Below are 23,041 nucleotides of genomic sequence, written 5' to 3'. Positions count from 1 at the left end.
CAATGTTTGGAATGGCAACCTTATCCTTGATGCCGATCTTTTTAATCTTTATTTTCTTCCAGCGTTATCTGGTGGAAGGTATTGCTACTTCGGGACTAAAGGGATAAGAAGAGGTTTTTGTTTTTAGTTAATTATTTGATAGCTCTGTTTTTAATGAGGTTTATAAATTTTTTTAAAAAAGCGCTGACAAGAGTATAAATTGCTCAGTCAGCCGGTAAAAATATTTAGGCATCAGTTTGAAATATTTTATCAAAAAATCAAACTGGTGCATTCCTCCTGGTATTAGTTAAATATGTTCCTTCATCAGTTAATGTCATCCTATCTATTATCTCTTCCATATTTTTAACAAATCTCTGGCTGTGATCGATTTTGAACTGAATCTGGCAGATGATAGTTCAATTCAAAAAGCAAAAGTTAAAATCGCTAAACAAACAGATTCGCTCGATATCCTGATTAATAATGCCGTGTTTTATGCGCCTGAAGTTGATGACCTCCTGGTTATTTAAAAACTTACATGCTTGGTCAAAAAAATGAGGAGGCAGATCTTGAGGCAGAGGAGTCGGCAGCAGAGATTTATAAATTATTTGTCGAAAAAAGAGAGCAGTTTGCCGAAATTTACTATGATTATCAGGGGAATCAGCTGCCCTGGTGATTCTGGATTTAAATTAATTTTTAGTCTAAAAGATGTTTAAAAATATCAATCAAGAATCAGGGGAGGGCTGCGGCTCTCCCTTAAATAGTGTAATTGCTAATTGACAAAATAGTTTGACAATTACTAATAGTAGTGCTATTATTAGTATTGGAGATCAGATAATATTCAAATATTAATTCAATCTAATTCAATCCAATCCAATTTAATTCAACTTAGTTCAATTTAACATTGCAATTTAAGAATAAATATTATTAAAAAATCTTCTAATTAACACCAAACCCGCTTTTGAAAAAGTTACCTCATTTATTTTCTACTTAAATTCTCTACTTCTACAAAATATTATTCAACAGGACTTTTGGTTCTCTACTTTTCCTATTCCAACACTTTTACCCTTTGTTATTTAATTTTTTGTTATTATTTTTCAAATATTAAAAACTGCTGGTGGATTATTTCCTGGAACTAATATGATTTTTTTCACATATTATTTAGATTTGTTTTTTCTAATCAATCAAATTCTATGAAGGGGGTTAGTTTAAAATGTTGGAACAAGTTTTTAAGTCTACTCTGCTGGTCTTTGTTCTGGTTCTGGGTCTGATCTGTATCTCTTTTTCGGCTTATGCTGCTGATGTTATGATGGAGCACTGGGGAGAATATCGAGGAGAACAGATTTATCTTTACACAATTACCAATGATAATGGTGCGGAAATGAAAGTCACAAATTATGGGGGTAGAATTACAGCCCTTAAAGTACCTGCCCAAAATGGTGAAATGGTGGACGTAGTTCTTGGTCTTGACAGCTTAGAAGGATACCTAGAGAATCCCAATAATTTTGGGGCTGCAATTGGAAGATATGGAAATAGGATAGCTGATGGCCAGTTTACGCTTGACGGAAAGACCTATCATATTGCTCAAAACAATGGCAATAATCATCTGCACGGCGGATTTGTTGGTTATGATAAGCGGGTCTGGAAGATTAAGACTGTTGAAGAAGATGGAGAAGTCAGTGCTGTTTTAACTTATACCAGTCAGGATGGAGAAGAAGGTTATCCCGGTAAGCTTGATATTGAAATGACCTATACTTTAACTAATAATAATGAAGTAGTTATTGATTATCGAGCAGTAACTGATCAGCCAACTCCTGTAAATTTAACCAACCACTCCTATTTTAATCTCAATGGCGCCAATGATACAGCTTTAGACCACGAATTAATGATTAATGCTGATACCTATACTCCAATTGATGATGAGTGGATTCCAACTGGTTCAATTGCTGAGCTGGAGGGAACTCCAATGGATTTCAGTCAGCTAACAGAAATCGGGGCCAGAATTGATAATGATTTTGTGCAGCTGGAAAATGGAGCCGGTTATGATCACAATTATGTTTTAAATACTAAGGGCAATTTAAATGAAGTAGCTGCCAGCCTATACGAACCTGAGACTGGAATTATGATGGAAGTTTACACAACTGAACCTGGAGTCCAGCTTTATACGGGTAACTTTTTAGATGGTTCAATTACCGGTAAAAATGATAAAGTTTATGAGCAGCATTATGCGGTCTGTCTTGAAACTCAACATTTTCCTGATTCACCTAATGTAGATTATTTTCCTTCCACAATCTTAAGACCTGGTGAGGTATATGAGACAACTACAATTTATGATTTCTCAACTCAATAATTAGTTTTTTATTTTCGGCAGAGTCTGAAAAGGAGGTAAGAAAATGTTGAAAAAAATTGCTTTAATTACTCTGAGTATACTTCTCTTTGCTGCTTTGTTCTCAGCTCCAGCAGTGGCTCAGGAGGAAAGTGAAGATCCAGTTGAGATCTATTTCTTTCCCGGGGGCAGTCCTGGTGGTACATTTGCGACTATAGTTTATAATGGTGCAGTCAAGGCAGCCGAAATTCTTGGTGATCGAGTTAATGTTCATTATAGATGGTCAGAGTGGAGCCCCCAGCAGATGGTCAGCCAGTTCCAGCAGGCTGTAGCAGCAAATCCTGATGGAATTGCTATTATGGGCCATCCTGGTGATGATGCCTATGAACCATTTGTAGAAGAGGCTGTAGAACAGGGAATTATTGTGACCAGTCAGAATACAACTCTACCAGAACTGGAGGAAAGATATAAGTCTGAAGGTTTTGGTTATGTAGGTCAGGAACTTTATCCTTCCGGTCAGATGCTGGGTAATGGCTGTGTTAACCGCTTTGATCTGGGTGAAGGAGATAAGGCCCTTGTCTGGGGACTTAGATCCAAGCCAACTCGCGGCCAGAGAACCCAGGGGGTTATTGATGCCCTGGAAGAAGCCGGTTTAGAAGTAGATTATATGGAAATTTCTGCAGAAGTTGATAAAGATGCTTCTAATGGTATTCCAGTAATTACTGGTTATCTGCAGTCAAATCCTGATTGTGATCTGGTTGTAACAGACCATGGTAACTTAACTGCTTCTATGAGAACCTACCTTGAGTCAGCAGGTTTTGGTCCAGACGAAATTATAGGAGCTGGATTTGATCTTTCACCAGCAACTGCAGAGGCAATTAAGTCAGGTTATACAGATCTGGTTTTAGATCAGCAGCCATATCTGCAGGGATTCCTACCAATTATGCAGATCTATTTAACTGAAAAATGGAAGTTTTCCGGTCTGCATATTGATACTGGAGCCGGTTTAATCCACGAAGGTAATATAGACATGATAGCTCCACTGGCTGAGGAAGGAATTAGATAAATATAAGGCTGAATAATTATGGGGGGCCTTAGCTGGCCCCTTTTAGTTTTAGGAGGAGGGAAGATAGTGGATAAATTAGTAGAAATGAAAAACATTCATAAATACTATGGCCGCTTAAAAGCTCTAAAAGGAATTGACTTTAGTGTTGGAGATAACGAGATAGTCGGAGTCCTGGGAGATAATGGAGCCGGAAAATCAACTCTAATTAAAATAATAACTGGACTTCATGCCTTCCGGGAAGGGGAAATGTATATTAAGGGAGAAAAAATTAATCCCAGACATTATTCAGTTAAAAAAGCTCATCAGTTGGGAATAGAGACTGTTTATCAGGAGCAGGCACTGGCCGAAAAACAGGCTTTGTGGCGCAACATATTTTTAGGCAGACAGAAAACAAATGCCTTAGGTTTCATTAAGGTTAAAGAGGAGAAAGAAGAAACCGAAAAGGTAATGCGAGAATTAATGGGATTTACCGGGATTGGAGCTAATCCAGATTCAAACATCAAGACACTTTCTGGAGGCGAAAAACAGGGAGTTGCAATTGGTCGGGCAATGTATTTTGATGCTGATCTGGTGATTCTGGATGAGCCAACTATGGCCCTCTCTCTGCAGGAAGTGGATAAAGTATTAAATTTTATTGAAAGCATCAAAACAAGAGGTAAATCATGTGTCTATATTTCCCACAATATTTCTAATGTTTATCCTGTTTCAGATAGATTTGTAGCAATGGACAGGGGCAAAGTTGTAGGCAGATATAATAAGGATGAGATTTCTCTGGATCAATTAAACGAAGAGCTAATTTCGGTGACAAAAGTTAAATAAGGGGGGGTTGAAAATGGATTCTAAATTATTAAATTCAAAAACATGGGAAAAATACAAAACTCAAATAGCTCTTATTTCAATTGCAATTTTTGTGCTGCTGTTATTTATTATTACCAGTCCGGCAGTTTTTCTCAGCCCTCAGATATATCGTTCATTTTTAAGTACGGTTCCCTTTGTGGGAGTGATGGCCCTGGGTTTAACTTTAATCCTTGCCATGGGACAAATTGACCTTTCATTTCCAGCAGTGATGGCTTTATCAGGGTTTGTTTTTGCTTTAACCTATCAGCTGAGCGGAAGTGTTTTTCTAGGAATGCTGGCCTGTCTCTTAACAGGATCTTTTGTCGGGATGCTCAATGGTCTGCTGGTGACTAAAATTGGGATTCCGGCGATAGTAGTTACAATTGGAATGCAGTTTTTTATCAGGGGATTGAGCAATGTATTATCACAGGGTAGTGCTTTGAATATGAATGTTGGTGACAATATATTCTATAGATTGTTTGCGGGAGATCTTTTTGGGATTCCGGCTCAGGCAATCTGGTTTGTTTTTCTTTCAATTCTGCTCTGGGCAATTCTGTTTAGACATAAATTTGGTGAGCATGTCTTATTTACCGGTGATAATGAAGATGCAACCCGGATGATGGGGATAAATGTTGACAAGACTAAAATTATTGCCTTTATGATTATGGGTGGAGCAGCTGCTTTTGCAGGTATTTTAGATGTTTTCAGGATGAGAACCTGGTGGCCGACTATGGGGGAAGGATATTTGATGATGACTGTAGCAACAGTATTTGTGGGTGGAACTTCCATGTTTGGAGGAGAAGCTACAATTTTAGGTACATTTATTGGTGCCTTTTTGATCGGTTCCCTGGAGGCTGGAATTGTGGCAGCAGGACTTTCTGGCTTCTGGACCCGTTTGATTTATGGATTATTAATTCTGGTGGCAGTGACTATTCATACTGTTATGAACAGATAATGTGCATGTATGTGCGTGCATGTGCATGTACCGGGTACCACCCGATTTTTGTCGAATTATGCTGATTGATAAACAATATTTAGCTGGATGATTATTTGATAAATTATTTTATAATAGTTAGTTTAAAAAAAGCTCCCTGAGAGGAAGAAATTGAGTGCTGAAAAATTTCTTCAAGCAGGGAGCATTTGTTTTTGCTATCGAAATTTTTTACTCAAAATCAAGAACCATTTTTTTAACTTTTACACCTTCCACTGACTTCAACTCTGCTTCCAGGGCTTCAACTTCAGTATTGTTTGCTGTTATATCCAAAATGATCATTCCTTCATCAGCACAGGTACTGCTCTCGTGCATACCCAGGCGGGTTTTAATTATACAGCCGTGTTCTGTCAGGATTTTCTGAACCGTGGGTGCTGCATCAGTTCTTTTGTCAATCAAAATAGCCATAATAATTGAATCATTCATTATCAGATCACTCCCTTTATAAAGTATGTTCATATTTTATTAATTGTTCATTAACTGAGATTTTCCTTTAAAATTGGAGTAAAAAAAGAATTCAGACCGGGTTTTAGGGGAGAAGGCTAAAATTAAGAACTAAAATTCACCATTATTTTCAGAATATTAAAAGGACCACTTAAATTAATATAGAACTATATTAATAGCTAAGAAAATAATAAATTTTAAAAATTAGGTAGAGGACAATAAGTAACTAATTACGAAGGAGTGGTATAATGGCTAATTTGAAAGTTGGAATTATCGGTACTGGTTTTGTTGGTGCAGCCCATGTTGAAGCTTTAAGGCGTCTAAATAATGTAGAGGTCAGAGCTGTTGTAGCCAGCAGCCTTGAATCTTCCAAAAAGGCTGCAGAGAAATTGGAAGTTCCCAATTATTATGCCGATTATCAGGAGATGCTGGCAGAAGAAGAGTTAGATGTAATCCATAACTGTACTCCAAATAATCTTCACTTTCCAGTAAATAAGGCTTTTCTGGAAGCTGGAGTTCACGTTTTTTCCGAAAAACCGCTGGTTATGAACTCTGAGAAAGCAGAAGAATTATTAAAAATTATTGAGTCCAGTCAGATTTATGCCGGAGTTAACTACAATTATCGCCACTATCCCCTGGTTAAAGAGATGCAGAATAAAGTAAAAGAAGAAGTGGGTAAATTTTTTCATGTTCGCGGTTATTATCTCCAGGATTGGATGCTTTTTGATACTGATTACAGCTGGCGTATTGATCCAGAAAAAGGTGGTAAATCAAGAGTGGTGGCTGATATTGGTTCCCATTTCTGTGATCTGCTGCAGTATCTGACTGGTAAAAAAATAACCAGATTAATTGCCAATACCAAAATTGTTCATCCAGAGCGCAAAAAACCTCTTTCAGAGATTAAAAGCTTTGCTCAGAGTGATCAGGAAGTAGAATACGAAACATATGAAGTTGAAACTGAAGATTATGCTTCTATTCTTTTTGAGCTGGAAGATGGCACCGCCGGTAATTTTACAGTTTCTCAGGTTGATGCCGGCCATAAAAATGATTTATTTGTTGAAATAAGCGGCAGCAAAAAGAGCTTGAGCTGGTCTCAGGAAAATGCCAATCAATTGTTTATCGGTTATCGAGATCAGGCAAATCAGAATTTAGTCCGGGACCCTGCTCTGTTAGATGGGAAGGCAGCAGAGCGCTGTTATTACCCCGGCGGACATATTGAAGGCTGGTCAGAAGGCTTAAAAAATTCCATAAAAGATTTTTATGAGTGTCTGGAAGCCAGCGGAGATCCGGCTGATTATGATTTTGCTACTTTTGCTGAAGGTGCAGTTGAGGTTAAAATTACGGAAGCAATTCTAAAAAGTTCAAAAGAGGAAAAATGGGTTGAAATCTATAAATAGTTGTAATCACTAAATAAAAGGGAGTGATTAAAGATGGGTCGAAATGTAACTATTTTTACAGGCCAGTGGGCAGATTTATCTTTTCAGAAATTGGCAGAAACAATGAGCGAAATTGGTTATGATGGCCTGGAGATTGCCTGCTGGGGAGATCATCTTGATGTCCAGAAAGCAGCTGAAGAAAGTCTGTATGTAGCAGAAAAGCTTGAAATACTGGATAAATATAATCTTGGAGTCTGGGCAATTGGTAATCATATTGCAGGCCAGTGTGTTGGGGCCCGCTATGATCCCCGACTTGATAACTTTGCTCCAGAAAAATATGCAGGTAAGCCAGAAGAAATTAGAAAATGGGCGGTAGAAGAGATGAAGCTGACAGCTGTGGCGGCCAGGAACATGGGGGTAAATGTAGTCACTGGTTTTACCGGTTCTCCAATCTGGAAGTTTTTCTATTCCTTTCCCCAGACCTCAGAGCAGATGATCGAAGAAGGTTTTGATCAGATAGTTGAACTCTGGAATCCAATTCTTGATGTTTTTCAAGAAAATGATGTTAAATTTGCCCTGGAGGTTCACCCCACAGAAATTGCCTTTGATTTTTATACAACCGAAAAGCTGCTGGATAAATTTGATCATCGGCCTGAATTTGGAATTAACTTTGACCCCAGCCATCTAATCTGGCAGGGAATGACACCACATCTCTTTTTGCGTGATTTTAGCGAAAGAATCTATCATGTGCATATGAAGGATGCAGCGGTAACTCTAAATGGAAGAGAGAGCATTTTAGCTTCCCATCTTCCTTTTGGTGACCGCCGCCGGGGCTGGGATTTTCGTTCTCTCGGTCATGGTGATATTGATTTTGATGAGATTATAAGAGAGTTAAACGAGATGAACTACACCGGTCCCCTTTCAGTAGAGTGGGAAGACAGTGGTATGGATCGAGTCTATGGTGCTAAAGAAGCTTTAAATTTTGTCCGTGATATTGACTTCAAGCCTTCAGAACTGGGCTTTGATGAGTCAATGGAAAAATGATATTTTTTAGTACCATTTTTTAGTACCAGGTACAAAACACCGGTTTTGTACCTGATACAAGTATATTATTTCACAAATTGATAGATTTTAATTAAAAGTTCCTTCTGATTTCTCTCAGATAGGAACTTTTATTTTTTTACATAAGTTTAGACAAGGAGATTACAATTTATTATAGAAATATAATTAATACGATGCTAATTATATATTTGTCCTGGAGGAGGTTTTAAATTGGCTCAAAATTATTATAAACAGAAAATAGATGAGATAATAAAAAAATTTAATACAGATCTGACACAGGGGCTTAAAGAAAGTGAGTTAAAGAAGAAGCAAGAAAAATACGGAAAAAATAAATTAAGAGAATCCAGAGGAGTTTCTTTCTGGCAGATTCTCTTTAATCAGATTAAAGATTTGATTATAATTATTTTGATTATTTCAGCTGCACTGGCCTTTTTAATTGGTGATAACCTGGAAGGTTTTGCAATTTTAGCAGTTATAGTTTTTAATACAATTATTGGATTCGTGACTGAATATCAGGCGCAGAAAGCTGTTGCCTCTCTGAAAAATGTACTGAGCAAAAAAGCGCTGGTTCTCCGCTCAGGCAGCAAAAAGGAAATTGAGGCAGCAGAGCTGGTCCCGGGAGACATTATTTTTATTGAAGAAGGTGATCAGATACCTGCTGATTCCAGACTTGTTGATTCTCAAAATTTGACAGTTAATGAGGCTTCTTTAACTGGTGAGTCTGAGAGTGTGAGCAAAAATGCTGAGGCAGAAATTGCCGAAGATAAGACTCTGGCGGAAAGAGAAAACATGGTCTATATGGGAACAACTGTGGCCCGGGGGAAAGGAAAAGCAGTTGTTACTGCTACTGCAGAGGAGACTGAGATTGGTAAAATTGGAGCCATGCTTGATGAAACCAAAGAAGGAAAAACCCCACTGGAGAAAAGGCTGGATAAACTGGGGAAATCTCTGGTAAAGATTACTCTGGTGGTAATTGCCATTTTAACAGTAATTGGGATCATCATGGGGCGCCCTGTTTATGAGACGGTTAAAACCGGGATAGCACTGGCCATTGCTGCTGTACCGGAGGGTTTGCCAATTATTGCAACAATTACTCTGGCCATTGGAATGAAGAAAATGGTTGAACATAATGCTCTGGTGAGAGAACTTTTAGCTGTGGAAACTCTGGGCTCAGTGACAACCATCTGCACAGATAAAACCGGAACAATTACTGAAAACCAGATGACATTAAGAAAAATATTTTTAAATGATCAGGAGATTGAAATCAGCGGTACCGGCTACAAACCAGAAGGAGAATTTTCTGCAGCCGGCAGTCAGATTGATTTAAAGGAAGCTGATGAATTAAAGCTGGCTCTTAAAGCTTCTCTACTCTGTACTTCCGCAGACTTAGTTAAAGAAGATGGAAATTACAAGGTGCTTGGTGAAGCAACTGAAGGAGCACTTTTAACAGCAGGCAGAAAGGCTGGATTTTCTAAAGAAAGTTTAAAGAAAGAAGGTTATCAGAAACTTGCGGAAATCCCATTTAACTCCAGTGATATGTATATGGCTGTTTCCTATTCTACAGCGAAATCAGAAGAACATCTTTATTTAAAAGGTTCACCGGATGTAGTTCTGGAGATGTGTGATTCAATTTTAATTGATGGGGAAATAGAGGAGTTTAGTCAGGCTAAGAAAGAGGAAATTAAAAAGGAAAATAAAAAGCTGGGAGAAGAAGGCTTAAGAATTCTGGGAGTTGCTTTTAAAACAGGAGAAAATCTGGATTCCGAATCAGAATTAAAGGAGAGTATTGAGTCAGGTTTAACTTTTCTGGCCTTAACCGCAATTATTGATCCCCCTCGTCAATCAGTTAAAAAAGCAATAGAAGAAACCAAAAAAGCTGGAATTAAAACCAAAATGATTACCGGGGATCAGATGGATACAGCTGCCTCCATTGCCTGGAAAGTAGGGATCGAAGGCAGCAATAATGTGATCAGTGGTCAGGAGATATCAAAAGCCTCTGGGAGTCAGCTGAAAGATTTAATCAAAAGTAATTCAGTTTTCAGCCGGGTTACACCAGAGAATAAGCTGCAGATTATTGAGGTTTTGAGTGAAGAAAAAGAAATTACGGCAATGACAGGTGATGGAGTAAACGATGCACCTGCACTCAAAAAAGCAGATATTGGGGTTTCGATGGGAGAACGAGGAACTTCAGTTGCCCGGGAAGCCTCCGATATGGTGCTGTTGGATGACGACTTTGCCACAATTGTAACTGCCGTCAGAGAAGGTAGGGTTATTTTTGATAATATCCAGAAATTTATTTACTTCCTTTTCTCAAATAATTTAAGTAAGATAATTTATATTTTCCTCGGTATTATTTTTAATCTACCTCTGCCTCTAGTTGCAATGCAGATTCTCTGGATTAATGTTGTAATTGATGTTTTCCCTGCTTTATCTCTGGCCTGGGAAAAAGAGGAAGACAATATAATGGAGCGAAAAGCCACCCCTGAAAGAAATATTATGGATAAAGCTTTTAAAAAGAAAGTTACAATTCACAGTCTTATTCTGGCTGCCGGACCAATGCTTTTGTATGTCTGGGCTTTAAACAGCGGCTACAGTCTGGAACTGAGCCGAACTCTAAGTTTTTCTGTGCTGGCATTTACTCAGCTTTTCCATGTTTTTAATGCCCGCCGTAAGTCAGGTATGGCTTTTGACAAAACAGTCTTAGAAAACAAATATCTCTGGCTTTCAGTCGGAATTGGTTTTGTTTTTCAGCTGGCAGCAATTTATTTGCCGGCACTGCAGGGGATTTTATCCACTGTGCCAGTTGAAGCTTCGCTCTGGCTGCCTTCATCGCTGGCAATAATTATTCCGATGGCAGTTATTCAGTTTTTGAACTGGAAAGGATCAAACTAAAGACTTTGTATTTAATTTCACTTGTACCAGGTACCGAAATCAATTTCGGGTACCTGGTACAAATAAATGAATAAAAAATATAATAAATTAAGGGTGATATAATGGATGGAAATAAAAGAGCTAATATCAAAAAAGGTTTAAAGGTAAAAGTTGTTCAGAAAAAAGATCAGCGCAGTGGAAATTTGACAGAAGGTGTAGTTAAAAGAATTTTAACTAATTCTGCAACTCATCCGCATGGAATTAAGGTTATGTTGGAAGACGGCACAGTTGGCAGAGTTAAAGAAATAATAGAATAATATTTAAGCACCAACATTTAGGTACCAGGTACAAGTATATATAATAGCTGTAATCATTACCCATGTTGTTGAAATGTGGGTAATTTTTTTATTTTTTTACTCATGTTTTGTTGTAATCAGTTTCATTTACCTGTATAATAAGGCTAAGGAGATGTTGAAAATGGCTGAGAATAATTTAAAAATGCTTCCTCCAGAATTGAATCCAGAAGCGAGTCAAATTTTAAAACAGTTAATTCATTCACATAAAGCTTTAGCTGAATTGAAAGGTTTTTCGGAAACAATTCCCAATAAAAATATTCTAATAAATTCTGTGATAATAAATGAAGCTAAAGATAGTTCTGAAATTGAAAATATAATTACTACCCATGATGAATTATTTAAAGCAATGAGCAAAGAAAATTATAATAATCCGGCTGCTAAAGAAGTAGTGAATTATAGAAGAGCTCTCTGGCAGGGATTTGAGCTAATAAAAGAAAAAAAAATCTTAACAACTAATATGATTATAGAAATCCAGAGTATAATAGAAAATAATGACGCTGGTATCAGAAAAGTTCCTGGAACAGTTTTGAAAAACCCTCAAAGTGGAGAAGTTATCTATACTCCTCCTGAATCAGAAGCAAGAATTATAGATTTACTCAATAATCTAGAAAATTATATTAATGAGGATCGGGATGAGGTTGATCCACTGGTTAAAATGGCCGTTATTCATTATCAATTCGAGTCAATTCATCCCTTTTATGATGGAAACGGCAGAACAGGTCGAATTATTAATCTATTATATTTAGTTTTAAAAGATATTTTAAACAGTCCCATTTTATATTTGAGCAAGTATATTATTGAAAACAAAAATAAGTACTATTCTCTATTTCAGGAAGTTAGGGAAAATGGCAGCTGGGATCAATGGATTATTTATATTTTAAAGGGGGTTGAAGAAACAGCAGCAGCTAGTTTGAAGTTATTAAAAGAAATTAATAATTTAATTGAAAAAACAGCTGAGGATATGAAGGCTAAAATACCTAAAATTTATTCGCGAGAGCTGTTAGAGTTATTATTTATAGAATTTTATACAAAAATTTCATTTATTCAGGAGGGACTGGGAGTAACCCGGAAGACTGCTTCTAATTATCTTTCTACTTTAGAAAAAGCAGGATTTTTAAGTTCTGAGAAACTTGGTAGAGAAAAAATTTATAAGAATATTAGATTGTTTAAACTTATTAAAAGTATTAACCAAAAAAATCTAACTAAAGGATGATAAAATGCTGAATAAAATTAAAAACTTCTTCAAAAAATTTAAAGACAAAAAACTTTTTAAACAGGGAATCAAAAAATTAGACGACGGTTATTATCAGGAAGCGGCAGAGATTTTGGCTGAGCTAAAAGACAGTCAGCAGGTTGACAGAGAAATGCTGTATTTTAATCTGGCAGGAGCTTTGATTGGACAGGATAAGCTGGCTGAGGGAGAAAAATATTTAAATAAGGCAATTGAAATTGAAGCTGAACATGATTTTCTCTGGGCCACCCTGGCTGAAGTTAATATTCTGCAAAAAAAGTGGGAAGCGGCAAAAAAAGCAATCAATAAGGCACTGGAATTGGAACCGGGAAAGAAGATTTATGAAAGTAAAAAAGAGGTAATCTGCGGCAGCGAGGAACTGAAAGAAAATTATCTTAAGTATTTTAAGCTGCTTAAGAAATCAATTGAAGAACAGAAAAGAGAAAACTGGCAAAAAAGTGTTGGGCTTTTAAGAGATGCAGTCGACCATTACGATCAGACCGGTTATGTTTACAATCAGATTGGAGCTATTTATAATAACAACCTGGGTAATAAAGAGCTGGCAGCCCAATTTTTCAAAAAAGCAATTGAGCGAGAACCAGATAATGAAGTATTTATTCGCAATCTAAAGCAGGTGCTGAAGAATAGTTGATTTTTCGCCTTGAGAGAGGTATAATTAAATAAAATATGAACAAAAATACTGTTATAAATTAATTAAGACAGTTAATTTGTTCAAGGAGAGTTTATTATGCGAAATAAAACTAAAGCAAAAATCAGAAAAATTTTTATAAATAATAAAGGGTATGCGCGTGCTAAGGATATAAGCGAGGCAGGGATTCATCGCAAATATTTAAGTGATTTGCTGGAAAGTGGAGAAATTATTAAACTTAAGCGCGGACTCTATAAATGGAATAATGAAAGCTTTAATTCAATAAATGAGCTGGTAGATGTCTCAAAAATTATTCCGGAAGGAGTAATTTGTTTAACCACAGCTCTGTCTTATTATAATCTCACAACCTATACACCAGATGAATATCAAATAGCTATTCCAAATGATAAAAAAATAAATAAAGTTGAATATCCTCCTATTAACCTCTATTATTTTACTGAAAAATATTACAGTCGGGGAATAAAGAAAGTTGAAGTAAATCAACATTTAATTAAAATATATGATATTGAAAAAAGCATTTCAGATTCTTTCCGTTATAGTTATGAAATCCCCAAAGATATCTTGATTGAAAGTTTAAAGGAATATCTTAAGTTCCCTGAAAAAAATATTAATAAATTGTTGACATATGCTCAGGGTACTTCAGCTGAAGATAAAATTTCGCAATATCTGGAGGTTTTGGTATGAGTAAAAATTTAGCAGCTTCAGTTCTTGGAAGACTTAAAAATATTTCAAAAGAATTAAATCTCCCCTATAATCTTGTGATGCAGCTATTTGTTCAGGAACGATTATTATATAGGCTATCTTTAACAGAATATAAGGATAACTTTTTACTTAAAGGTGGATTGCTGTTGTATTCGATGACTGAATTTAAGGGGCGTCCTACTAAGGATATTGACTTTTTATTACGCGGCAAATCAAATAAAGCCCAAAATATAGAAAAAATTATTAAAGAAATAGCTAACGTAAAGGTCAATGATGGGGTTAGATTTAAATCAAGTGAAATTAAAAGCCAGTCTATTACAGAAGGCGCTGAGTATAAAGGGCAGCGGATAAAACTAATAGCTTTAATGGGGCAGGCAAGAATACATCTGCAAATTGACATTGGTTTTGGAGATATAGTAGTTCCAGAAGCTGTTAATATTAGATATCCATCCCTTTTAGATTTTGATCCACCAGAGATAAATGCTTATTCTCTAGAGTCTGTAATTGCTGAAAAATTTGAAGCAATGGTTTCACTTGCTTTGTTGAACTCCCGGATGAAAGATTTTTATGATATTTATACGTTAATGAAAAAGAAAGATTATAATGGTGATATTCTTAAACAGGCAGTTTTACAAACTTTCAATACAAGAGGAACTAACTTCGATGAAGATTTAATTATTTTCTCAGAAGATTTTAAAAATGATCAACAAAAAATTAAGCAGTGGCAGTTATTTTTGAAGAGAATGAATAAGAATAATATAAGTTTTGAAAGTGTAATAGAAAATATTAAGAAATTTTTAAAACCCATTTATGAGGCGATATATAATAATGAAAATTTTAATCAAATTTGGAACCCCCAATCCCAAAAATGGAGTCTCAACTAAGTTTAAAACTCCCATCCAGACTTAAATTTAATCGCCTTTACTGTTGTTCTTCCCGATCAGATGTAATATAATGAAATATAGACTTAAAATTGGAGGCCCAAAAATGGACTTAGATTTTGATTATATAAAATCATTTTTAATAGAAGAGCTGAAGGCTGAGTTGATCTATCTTTTTGGTTCCTATGCTAGTGGTAAAGCAAGAGATGACAGTGATCTGGATCTGGCATTTTTAACCCCGGAAAAGATTGATGATTATCAGCGTTTTTTAACTGCACAGAAGTTGGCCTCCGAATTAAATATTGAGGTGGATTTAATTGATTTGTCTATGGCTTCGACAGTGTTTAAGGTCCAGATTATTCAGGGAAAACTTCTTTATGCTAAAAATAGGCAGCAGAAACAGGAATTTGAACTTTTAGTTTTAAAAAAATATGCCCGTTTAAATGAAGAAAGAAAAGAAATTATCGAAAAGATTGAAAGAGGTGCTGCAGATGGATGATATTTTAATTAATAAAAATGAAACAGTTAAGCGCTGTCTTGAAAGAATTAATGAGGAATATCAGGGTAATCCAGAGAATCTAAAAAATTTTACCAAACAGGATTCTATTATTTTAAATATTCAGCGTCTCTCCGAAGCGGCAATTGATATTGCAATGCATGTGGTGGCAGAACTTGATTTAGGAGTACCACAAAATAGTCGAGATGCTTTTCAATTTTTAGCAGAAAATAATCTGATTGAAGATAAAATGGCAGAAAAGTTAAAAGCAATGGTCGGATTTAGAAATATTGCAGTTTACGAGTATCAAAAGTTAAACTTAAAAATTGTGGAGGCAATAATAGAAAATGAAATTGAGGAAGTTAAAAACTTTTCTCAACTAATTATTAAAAAAATGGCAGAAAAAAGTTAGCAAAGCAGGAGCTGAGAAAATGAGCAGCAGAGATTTTATCAAAAATTTGGTTTCCAATAAAATATACAGACGCGGAATTAATTATTATAATATGGGGCGGGTTTTACAGTACAGGATTAACAAAGTTGAGCCCAATCACTACAAAATTTCTGCCCTGGTTTCAGGATCAAAAAAGTACAAAGTTGATTCGGAAATTAGATTAAGAAAAGATATAATAGATGTTGACAGCAGCTGTGACTGTCCCTATAACTGGGAGGAATACTGTAAGCATGAGGTCGCTGTTCTCAACAAATTTATGGAGGAAGATTTTCGCTCTCCCAAGGTTAATTATGAGCCTGAGGCTGATCAGGAACAGGAAATTTCTGAGCTTAAATTTTCAAACAGGGAGGCTGAACAGGAGTCTCAACCTGATATTGTTGAGCAGAGAATTGCTGACCGCAGTTTTAAAAATCTGCTGGAAATCACCAAAAATTATGATGAAAGCGAAATGCCTAAACTGGAGTACAGGGTTAAGGGAATTATAAATCAGGACTTGAAAAATTTTAAACTGATTTTTGATTCCGATTATTTGAGTCAGCAGGAGCTGGAGGAAGTTGTAAATTCTTTAAATGAGGATCAGCGCTATGTCTATTATAAAGAAAGCCTGCTGCAGAAACATTTTTACGGCCGGGAATTAAAAATTTTAGAAAATTTAGCCGATCTGCTTAAAAGCAAGGGGCGGGGCTGTTCTCTGCTTTTAACCAAAAATGAGGAGAACTTAGATTTTCTTTTGAACTTAAGTAAAAAATTTAAGCTGGTGCTGGAGGAAAATGGTGTTATCCTTAAAAAGGGAAAAACTCTGCAGCCGGAGCTGAAAATGGAAGGTGATCTGGAAGAGATCACAATTGATTTAAAAGAGGAAGATTTTCCAATTTACCAGGGCAGCGAAAATGACTGCCGCTGGACTATAATTGAAAATACTGTTCATAAAATTGATTTTTATAATTTCTCTGAACTGCCGGCCAAATTTTTGATCCCCAGACAGCGGCAGGGAGAATTTTTGTTTGAAATCTTACCTACACTGGAAAAAAATCTTGAGCTGGAGCGGTCAGATAAGCTGCAGGATTATGAATTGATTAAAGAAAGTCCTGAGATTGATTTAAAGCTGGATTATGAACAGGGAAAAATCAGCTGTCAGCTGGAAGTGGAATTTGCAGGAGAAAAATACAGCAATACTGAGCTGCTTGGGATAGATACCGATCAGAATATCTACAAAAGGGATGAAAAAGATCCAGGTCTCTGGCATGGTAGAGATAATAAAGCTCTGGCTGAGGTAATTAACTTTCTGGAAGAATATAATTTTAAGGTTCGGCCCGAGCATTTTATTCTCCGGGACAGCAGTGAAATTCAGGAATTTATAACAGATGGGATGACTCATATTCCAGAGGATTGGAATGTTGAGCGCAGTCAGAGTTTTGATCAGATTGAGATTAAGGAAGTTAAGCTGGAGCCAATTGTTGAGATTGATGACAGTGAGGGGATTAACTGGTTTGATTTTTCCATCAGCTATAATCTGGGGGGGCAGACTTACAGCCGCCAGGAACTGCAGCAGCTGATCTCTTACAATAAAAAGGGTGAAGCCTTTATTAAGCTGGACAACCAGTATTATATTTTAGAAAGTGGAGCTCAGGAAGAAAAGGTCGAGCAGATGCTTAAAGATGCTGAAACTCAGGCTGACGGCTATCGGGCGCCCTATCATAATCTGTTATACTATAAAAATTTGGTAGAAAAAAGTGGTATTAACTTTAAAGGTAATAAAGTATTTAATCAACTGGAAAATGAAATTAGCGGTCTAAATGTGGTTAAAGAAAGAAAGATTCCAGCTGGAGTCAAAGGCAAGCTGCGTGACTACCAGAAAAATGGCTATAACTGGCTGCGATTTCTGCATAAATATCACTTTGGTGGCATTCTGGCAGATGATATGGGGCTGGGAAAAACCCTGCAGATGTTAACCCTGCTGAAGAGTGTCAGACCTGATAGGCCGGCACTTGTATTATGCCCTAGAACTTTAATTTATAACTGGCAGGAGGAAGCTGATAAGTTTTTTGATGATTTAAAGACTATGGTTTATTACGGCACTCCAGCTGAGAGAGAGGAAATGCGTCAGGATTTTAATGAATATGATTTAATAATTTCTTCTTATTCAACTATCAGCAGAGATGTGGGAGAGCTGAATCAGGAGAACTGGATTTTTTCTTTTGCGATTTTAGATGAAGCCCAGCATATAAAAAATCACCGGACCAAAAGAGCAAAGGCGGTCAAAAATATTCAGGCTGAATCAAGGCTGGCCTTAACCGGTACTCCCCTGGAGAATTCTGTCGAAGAACTCTGGTCGATTTTTGATTTTCTGATGCCCGGTTATCTCGGTAATTACAGCTATTTTAAGAAGAATTTTTTAACACCGATCAACAAAAACAACGAGCAGGCTAAAATGACAGAGCTCAAAGAAAGAGTCGCCCCCTTTATTTTAAGGCGCCGCAAGGGAGAGGTTCTAAAAGAACTTCCCGAAAAAATTGTTAATGTCCATCCGGTCAGCATGACCCAGCTGCAGGAAGACAGCTATCAGACTGTGCTGGAAGAAGTTCGGGGTGAACTGCAGCAGACTGTCGACGAAAAGGGCTTTAATCGATCTCGAATTAATGTGCTGGCAGCCCTGACCAAACTGCGTCAGATCTGCAACCATCCTTCTTTAGTTTTAGGAGAGGAAGGAAGAGCTCATAATTCAGGCAAGTTTGACGCTTTAAGAGAACTGCTGTCTGATGCCTTAAGTGGAGGTCATAAAATTATTGTTTTCAGTCAGTTTGTTAAAATGCTGAAGCTGATTAGAGATGATCTGGAGCAGCAGGGAATTAATTTTCTCTATCTTGACGGCTCAACCAGAAAGCGAATGGAAAAGGTAAGGGAGTTTAACAGCAATCCGGAAGTTAAAATATTTTTGATCAGCCTTAAAGCAGGGGGAGTTGGCTTAAATCTAACTGCTGCTGATATGGTAGTTCATGTTGATCCCTGGTGGAACCCAATGGTCGAAAGACAGGCCACAGATCGGGCTCACCGACTGGGCCAGGAAAACCGGGTAATGGTCTACAAGCTAATTACCAGGGGCACAGTTGAAGAAAAAATGTTAAAACTTCAGGAGCGCAAACAGGATCTTTTCAATAATATAATAGAAAATAATGTCAATCCAATTAAAGCTATTAACTGGGAGGACATACAGGAACTTCTGTCCTTTTAGTTTGACTCTAAAATTAGGACTCAATCTGAATTATAACCTTTATTTTATTGTGCTGTAGACTAGTTTAAATCCGGAAGCAGGTCCAATTAAAGGAGAGAGATAAGATGACAGATCGGAATTTGGAAGAACTATATCAGGCAATTTATAAACGTAAATCAATTAGAAAATATAAAGAGGAAAAATTGAACGAAAATGAGCTTGGCGGAATAACAGATTTTTTGGCTCAGACCAGAGAATTATATCCAGAAATTAAATATGAAGCGAAAATTGTAAATTCAGAAGCAGTAAAGAGTCTGCTTCCAATTAAAGCCCCTCATTATCTGCAGTTTTTTTCTGAGGCAAAAGGGGATTATCTTTTAAATGCAGGTTTTATTCTGCAGCAGCTTGATTTATATCTCTCGGCAGAAAATCTGGGCAGCTGCTGGTTTGGGATGGCCAAACCCAAAAAGGAAATTATAGCAGAATCTGATTTAGAGTATGTAATTACACTGGTTTTTGGTCGACCGGCTGAAGCAAGTCAGCGGGATTCGATTGAGGATTTTGACCGGAAGCCGCTGGCGGAAATCAAGCAGGGGAATCAGCATTATGATCTGCTAGAAGCAGCAAGGCTGGCCCCCTCAGCAACCAATGGTCAGCCCTGGTATTTTATTACGGAGTCAGAGCGGATTCATCTTTATCAGCTGGAGCCTAATTTTATTAAGAAATTTTTCTACGAAAAAATGAACAGAATTGATATGGGAATAGCACTGGCCCACCTCTGGCTGGCAGCAGAAGAGCACGGCCAGAATTTTGAATTTACAAAGCTGGACCAAAGTCCGGCTCCAGTTGAGAATTATAATTACCTGGGTACAGTTAAGTTATAAATGAACTAATCAAATTCAATAATTTATAATTAAATTAGAATCAAACAGGAGATGATTGAGTGCGAAAAATTATAATTGATACAGATCCCGGAATAGACGATGCAGCCGCTTTAACAATTGCTTTAAATAATCCGGAACTGAAGGTGGAGATGCTGAGTACAGTTGCCGGGAATGTTAATCTTGACTATACAACTGAAAATGCAAAGAAGATTTTGGATTTTTTTAAAAAAGATACTCCCCTGGCAAAGGGTAATTCCCTGCCGATGCTGCGGGAATACGAAGATGCCAGTCAGTTTCACGGAGAAACAGGGATGAATGGTTTTGATTTTCCCGGGAGTAAGAGGGAACTGCTTCCCGAACATGCAGCAGTTGAGATGAAAAATAGAATTTTAGCGAGTGAAGAAAAAGTTACTCTGGTTACAATTGGGCCGCTGACAAATGCAGCTCTGCTGCTCAGTATGTATCCAGAAGTTAAACAAAAGCTTGCAGAAGTCGTGATTATGGGTGGTTCCACCATTGATGGGAATACGAATACCAGTGCTGAATTTAACATCAAGGTAGATCCTCATGCCGCCCAGATGGTAATTAATTCAGGACTGCCGGTTACAATTTTTGGCCTGCGGGTGACTACCAGAGCACTTTTAACTAAAACTGATATAGAAAAGGTAAAAACTCTGGGTAGAGCTGGAGAGATGCTTTATTCTTTATTTACCCACTACCGGGGCGGAGATTTGGAAAAGGCAGGTTTAATGATGCACGATATCTGCACAATCTGTTATTTACTGAAGCCGGAAATATTTAAATTTCAGCAAACCCAGCTGGAAGTTGCTGTTGATGGTCCGGCAGCAGGAACTACAGTTGCCGATTTAGCAGGAAGATATACAGCTGCAAAAAATGTTAAACTGGCAGTAGAGATTGATCAAAAACAGTTTAGAGACTGGATGCTGGCAGAAATTTCTCAATTAAAGTAGTTATAAGCAAAATATCAATAAATAATTAAATCAATTGAGCAATTTATTCAAATAATTTGCTTTAATAATTTAGATTAAAAACAAAAGGTGAACAGCTTATGGATTTTAAAAATATCGGTTCTCTGATCATAATTTCCGGTTTTGTAATTGCTTTTGTAGGAGCAGTAATTTATTTTGCAGGTGGATCTTTATCCTGGTTTGGCAATTTACCGGGAGATATTCGGATAGAAAGAGAAAATTTTAGTTTTTATTTTCCCCTGACAACCATGATTTTAATTAGTATTATTTTGAATATAATCATCAAAATTATATTTTATTTTATAAATTAAGAATAATCCTTCAGAGCCAGCAAAACTGGCTCTTTTTCTTTTCCTTTTACTTTTTCTATAAATTCCTGGTAATCACTGTCTTTAACTCCAACCGCTAGATAAGCCTGCAGGGCATGAAATTTAAGCCAGGAATTATCTGATTGAGCAATTATTTCTTTGAGCAGAGGAGAAAAATCGGCTGCCCTTTCCCCAGATCCACCTACAATATCCAGCAAAAAATATAAAACTGAGTCATTTAGCTGAAGCTTCTTTCTTTTTTGGAGATTATTTTTAAGAGGAATCAGGATTAAATCCGAGTTAAGTGCTGCTGCAATTTCTGCGGCTTTTTTCTTTTCAGGATAATTGTTATTAAAAATAACTGCCAGCAGTTCAGCAATTAAGATGAATTGCTCTTTTTTATTTTTTTGCTCTAAATTAAACTTTGAAGCTGCAGCAGCGGCAGGTATTTTAGAATTAAGGGTCTTTTTTATAATTAATGCTGTCGGAGGCTTTTTAAAAGCAGCAGCAATTTTTAAATAGAAATTAATCTTTTTTTGAGAATAGCTCTGGCGCAGGCTGCTGACCACAGCTTTTTGCAACTGCTGTTTATTGACATTATCTTCAGTTAAAATCCTGGTGATTTTTTTGCTGATCTGAGCCTGCAGCTGCTTATTTAAATGGGGTCCAATTTTGAGCATTAGAGAAAAGTTGCTGGAATTTTTAAGATAATTTTTAAGCATCTTTAAAAACACTGCATAAACTGTCCCCAGACTTAAAATGAAAAAGAAAATATTTAGGAGTCCAAATTGATAATAGAGCAGCAGTAAAAAAGGCTGCAGTAAAAATATTGTGGCAGAAACAATTAAAAAGATGAAGATTCCACTGATTGAATAGCGCTGCCAGCAGAGATAGAAAAATAAGACAGTAGTAAGTATAAGTGAACTATAGATTACCAGCTGCAGCCAGAAATAATAAGGGCTGGCTTTGCTTAAGGCTCTAAACCTGTCAATTTTGCCGGCTCCCAGTTTTTCTTCTTTAAACAGTGGAGTCTCTAATTTTTGCGAAGTATCGCGAATTATTCTTAGAGCATTTTTAATCCTTAATTCAGGGTTTAAAGATAATAAATCAGCAATTAAGGCGCTGACCTGAGGAGCGGCAAAGGAGGTACCTGTTAATTTATATTTGCGGCTGAAATTTAAAGCAGGAAGATGATGCCTCTGAGTAATTTCTATAACTCCTGAGGCGGCAAAATCAATGTCTTTGCCATAGTTGGAGGCCGGCATTTTTTCTTTTCCCTCCAGAGCGGCAGCAGCTATCACATTTTCAAATCGGGCCGGATAAGAAAGCTGTTCCCTGTTATTGTTGCCGGCAGCAGCAACTAGAATTATATTTGAAAGCTTATTTATTTCAGCAATAATTTGCCGCTGAAATTCGGATTCTTCAAAACCAAGGCTGATGTTGACGACTATTTTTTCTTCAGGATGAAGCACTGCATAATTTTTTATTTCTCTTAAGGCAGCAAGATAATATTTTTTATCGATCCGACCGATAATATTTTCAGCAGAAAAACTTTTGATTTCAGTTCGACTCTGACTGCGGATCACTGCCGCTATTTTACTGCCGTGAGAGCTTTCAGGACGAATTTTAAGGGCGGGGCTGTTTAAAAAAACTTTATCTATTTTCGAATCTATAATAAATATTTTAACTGAGTCATTTTTTAAAATTTCTTCTTTGAGATGAAAAGAAAAGGCAAAAACACTTAGAAAAATAAGGGGCAAAATTAATGTTTTTTTGATAGCCGCTCCTCCTTTCTGCTTTCAGTTAAGATAATTATAACATACTTTAGGCTTACAGCTAAAAAAATGAATTATCTGGTTAAGAAACGTTTAAAAAAATAAAATTCAAAAAAGGAAATCGCTTTCTAATCTTTA

The 23,041-nt window shown here is 36.6% G+C and carries 21 protein-coding genes and 1 pseudogene; 20 read left to right on the top strand and 2 right to left on the bottom strand.

The window, feature by feature from the left end; genetic code table 11:
- From C7958_RS16125 to C7958_RS08805, 6 genes and pseudogenes are all read left to right on the top strand, one after another.
- Positions 1-107: pseudogene (locus C7958_RS16125) on the top strand (carbohydrate ABC transporter permease); the annotation flags it as partial.
- Positions 108-514: 407 nt separating this feature from the next.
- A complete protein-coding gene (locus tag C7958_RS15640; RefSeq protein ID WP_166668507.1) occupies positions 515-652 on the top strand; it encodes a hypothetical protein in 138 nt (45 codons plus the stop codon).
- Between the two features lie 537 nt (positions 653-1,189).
- Positions 1,190-2,326 (top strand): aldose epimerase family protein, encoded by a 1,137-nt coding sequence (locus tag C7958_RS08820; RefSeq protein ID WP_111572312.1) that lies wholly within the window; start codon positions 1,190-1,192, stop codon positions 2,324-2,326.
- Positions 2,327-2,369: 43 nt separating this feature from the next.
- Positions 2,370-3,368 carry a sugar ABC transporter substrate-binding protein gene (locus tag C7958_RS08815; RefSeq protein ID WP_111572311.1) on the top strand — a complete coding sequence of 333 codons (999 nt, stop codon included), beginning with the start codon at positions 2,370-2,372 and terminating at the stop codon, positions 3,366-3,368.
- 66 nt (positions 3,369-3,434) lie between these two features.
- Complete coding sequence (locus C7958_RS08810; protein ID WP_111572310.1) at positions 3,435-4,187, top strand: ATP-binding cassette domain-containing protein; 753 nt, start codon at positions 3,435-3,437, stop codon at positions 4,185-4,187.
- 13 nt (positions 4,188-4,200) lie between these two features.
- On the top strand, positions 4,201-5,160 hold the full coding sequence (locus C7958_RS08805) for an ABC transporter permease (RefSeq protein ID WP_111572309.1): 960 nt from the start codon (positions 4,201-4,203) through the stop codon (positions 5,158-5,160).
- A gap of 207 nt (positions 5,161-5,367) precedes the next feature.
- Here C7958_RS08805 and C7958_RS08800 read toward each other — a convergent pair whose 3' ends face one another.
- Positions 5,368-5,622 (bottom strand): hypothetical protein, encoded by a 255-nt coding sequence (locus C7958_RS08800; RefSeq protein WP_111572308.1) that lies wholly within the window; start codon positions 5,620-5,622, stop codon positions 5,368-5,370.
- A 266-nt stretch (positions 5,623-5,888) separates the two neighbouring features.
- On the opposite strand from C7958_RS08800, the gene C7958_RS08795 reads away from it, so the two are divergent.
- From C7958_RS08795 to C7958_RS08730, 14 genes are all read left to right on the top strand, one after another.
- Entirely contained in the window at positions 5,889-7,037 is a 1,149-nt protein-coding gene (locus C7958_RS08795) for a Gfo/Idh/MocA family protein (protein ID WP_111572307.1), read from the top strand.
- 33 nt (positions 7,038-7,070) lie between these two features.
- Positions 7,071-8,060, top strand: a complete 990-nt coding sequence (locus tag C7958_RS08790; protein WP_111572306.1) for a sugar phosphate isomerase/epimerase family protein — start codon at positions 7,071-7,073, stop codon at positions 8,058-8,060.
- A gap of 228 nt (positions 8,061-8,288) precedes the next feature.
- Positions 8,289-10,970 carry a cation-translocating P-type ATPase gene (locus tag C7958_RS08785; RefSeq protein WP_111572305.1) on the top strand — a complete coding sequence of 894 codons (2,682 nt, stop codon included), beginning with the start codon at positions 8,289-8,291 and terminating at the stop codon, positions 10,968-10,970.
- Between the two features lie 101 nt (positions 10,971-11,071).
- Complete coding sequence (locus C7958_RS08780) at positions 11,072-11,266, top strand: YwbE family protein (RefSeq protein WP_111572304.1); 195 nt, start codon at positions 11,072-11,074, stop codon at positions 11,264-11,266.
- Between the two features lie 160 nt (positions 11,267-11,426).
- A complete protein-coding gene (locus tag C7958_RS08775) occupies positions 11,427-12,518 on the top strand; it encodes a Fic family protein (RefSeq protein WP_111572303.1) in 1,092 nt (363 codons plus the stop codon).
- A 4-nt stretch (positions 12,519-12,522) separates the two neighbouring features.
- Entirely contained in the window at positions 12,523-13,188 is a 666-nt protein-coding gene (locus C7958_RS08770) for a hypothetical protein (protein WP_111572302.1), read from the top strand.
- A 96-nt stretch (positions 13,189-13,284) separates the two neighbouring features.
- Entirely contained in the window at positions 13,285-13,890 is a 606-nt protein-coding gene (locus C7958_RS08765) for a type IV toxin-antitoxin system AbiEi family antitoxin domain-containing protein (RefSeq protein WP_111572301.1), read from the top strand.
- On the top strand, positions 13,887-14,792 hold the full coding sequence (locus C7958_RS08760; RefSeq protein ID WP_111572300.1) for a nucleotidyl transferase AbiEii/AbiGii toxin family protein: 906 nt from the start codon (positions 13,887-13,889) through the stop codon (positions 14,790-14,792). The genes C7958_RS08765 and C7958_RS08760 overlap by 4 nt, the downstream gene beginning before the upstream one ends.
- 103 nt (positions 14,793-14,895) lie before the next feature.
- A complete protein-coding gene (gene mntA, locus C7958_RS08755) occupies positions 14,896-15,288 on the top strand; it encodes a type VII toxin-antitoxin system MntA family adenylyltransferase antitoxin (protein WP_111572299.1) in 393 nt (130 codons plus the stop codon).
- Positions 15,281-15,697, top strand: coding sequence for a type VII toxin-antitoxin system HepT family RNase toxin (gene hepT, locus C7958_RS08750; RefSeq protein WP_111572298.1), 417 nt, complete (start codon positions 15,281-15,283; stop codon positions 15,695-15,697). Before mntA ends, hepT begins: the two co-directional genes overlap by 8 nt.
- A gap of 19 nt (positions 15,698-15,716) precedes the next feature.
- The gene (locus C7958_RS08745; protein ID WP_111572297.1) at positions 15,717-18,968 is read left to right on the top strand and encodes an SNF2-related protein; all 3,252 of its coding nucleotides are present in this window, start codon (positions 15,717-15,719) and stop codon (positions 18,966-18,968) included.
- Positions 18,969-19,072: 104 nt separating this feature from the next.
- Positions 19,073-19,831: a nitroreductase family protein gene (locus C7958_RS08740; protein WP_111572296.1), complete on the top strand. Its 759-nt coding sequence runs from the start codon at positions 19,073-19,075 to the stop codon at positions 19,829-19,831.
- Between the two features lie 59 nt (positions 19,832-19,890).
- Positions 19,891-20,802 carry a ribonucleoside hydrolase RihC gene (gene rihC, locus C7958_RS08735; protein WP_111572295.1) on the top strand — a complete coding sequence of 304 codons (912 nt, stop codon included), beginning with the start codon at positions 19,891-19,893 and terminating at the stop codon, positions 20,800-20,802.
- 98 nt (positions 20,803-20,900) lie between these two features.
- On the top strand, positions 20,901-21,131 hold the full coding sequence (locus C7958_RS08730; protein WP_111572294.1) for a DUF2905 domain-containing protein: 231 nt from the start codon (positions 20,901-20,903) through the stop codon (positions 21,129-21,131).
- Here C7958_RS08730 and C7958_RS08725 read toward each other — a convergent pair.
- The gene (locus C7958_RS08725) at positions 21,128-22,888 is read right to left on the bottom strand and encodes a S8/S53 family peptidase (protein WP_166668506.1); all 1,761 of its coding nucleotides are present in this window, start codon (positions 22,886-22,888) and stop codon (positions 21,128-21,130) included. The two genes, C7958_RS08730 and C7958_RS08725, sit on opposite strands and share 4 nt — an antisense overlap.
- Positions 22,889-23,041 lie beyond the last annotated feature (153 nt).

This window comes from Halanaerobium saccharolyticum (assembly GCF_003259895.1).
In the GTDB taxonomy this organism is placed as follows: Bacteria; Bacillota; Halanaerobiia; order Halanaerobiales; family Halanaerobiaceae; genus Halanaerobium; species Halanaerobium saccharolyticum_A.
The sequence above is the reverse complement of the archived record's forward strand: the minus strand, read 5'-3'. Positions and strand labels throughout refer to the sequence as shown.

Coding starts and splice junctions, on each gene's coding strand:
- C7958_RS15640 (WP_166668507.1), top strand. CDS start 515: ATGCTTGGTCAAAAAAATGAGGAGGCAGATCTTGAGGCAGAGGAGTCG.
- C7958_RS08820 (WP_111572312.1), top strand. CDS start 1,190: ATGTTGGAACAAGTTTTTAAGTCTACTCTGCTGGTCTTTGTTCTGGTT.
- C7958_RS08815 (WP_111572311.1), top strand. CDS start 2,370: ATGTTGAAAAAAATTGCTTTAATTACTCTGAGTATACTTCTCTTTGCT.
- C7958_RS08805 (WP_111572309.1), top strand. CDS start 4,201: ATGGATTCTAAATTATTAAATTCAAAAACATGGGAAAAATACAAAACT.
- C7958_RS08800 (WP_111572308.1), bottom strand. CDS start 5,622: ATGAATGATTCAATTATTATGGCTATTTTGATTGACAAAAGAACTGAT.
- C7958_RS08795 (WP_111572307.1), top strand. CDS start 5,889: ATGGCTAATTTGAAAGTTGGAATTATCGGTACTGGTTTTGTTGGTGCA.
- C7958_RS08790 (WP_111572306.1), top strand. CDS start 7,071: ATGGGTCGAAATGTAACTATTTTTACAGGCCAGTGGGCAGATTTATCT.
- C7958_RS08780 (WP_111572304.1), top strand. CDS start 11,072: ATGGATGGAAATAAAAGAGCTAATATCAAAAAAGGTTTAAAGGTAAAA.
- C7958_RS08775 (WP_111572303.1), top strand. CDS start 11,427: ATGGCTGAGAATAATTTAAAAATGCTTCCTCCAGAATTGAATCCAGAA.
- C7958_RS08770 (WP_111572302.1), top strand. CDS start 12,523: ATGCTGAATAAAATTAAAAACTTCTTCAAAAAATTTAAAGACAAAAAA.
- C7958_RS08765 (WP_111572301.1), top strand. CDS start 13,285: ATGCGAAATAAAACTAAAGCAAAAATCAGAAAAATTTTTATAAATAAT.
- C7958_RS08760 (WP_111572300.1), top strand. CDS start 13,887: ATGAGTAAAAATTTAGCAGCTTCAGTTCTTGGAAGACTTAAAAATATT.
- mntA (WP_111572299.1), top strand. CDS start 14,896: ATGGACTTAGATTTTGATTATATAAAATCATTTTTAATAGAAGAGCTG.
- hepT (WP_111572298.1), top strand. CDS start 15,281: ATGGATGATATTTTAATTAATAAAAATGAAACAGTTAAGCGCTGTCTT.
- C7958_RS08745 (WP_111572297.1), top strand. CDS start 15,717: ATGAGCAGCAGAGATTTTATCAAAAATTTGGTTTCCAATAAAATATAC.
- C7958_RS08740 (WP_111572296.1), top strand. CDS start 19,073: ATGACAGATCGGAATTTGGAAGAACTATATCAGGCAATTTATAAACGT.
- C7958_RS08730 (WP_111572294.1), top strand. CDS start 20,901: ATGGATTTTAAAAATATCGGTTCTCTGATCATAATTTCCGGTTTTGTA.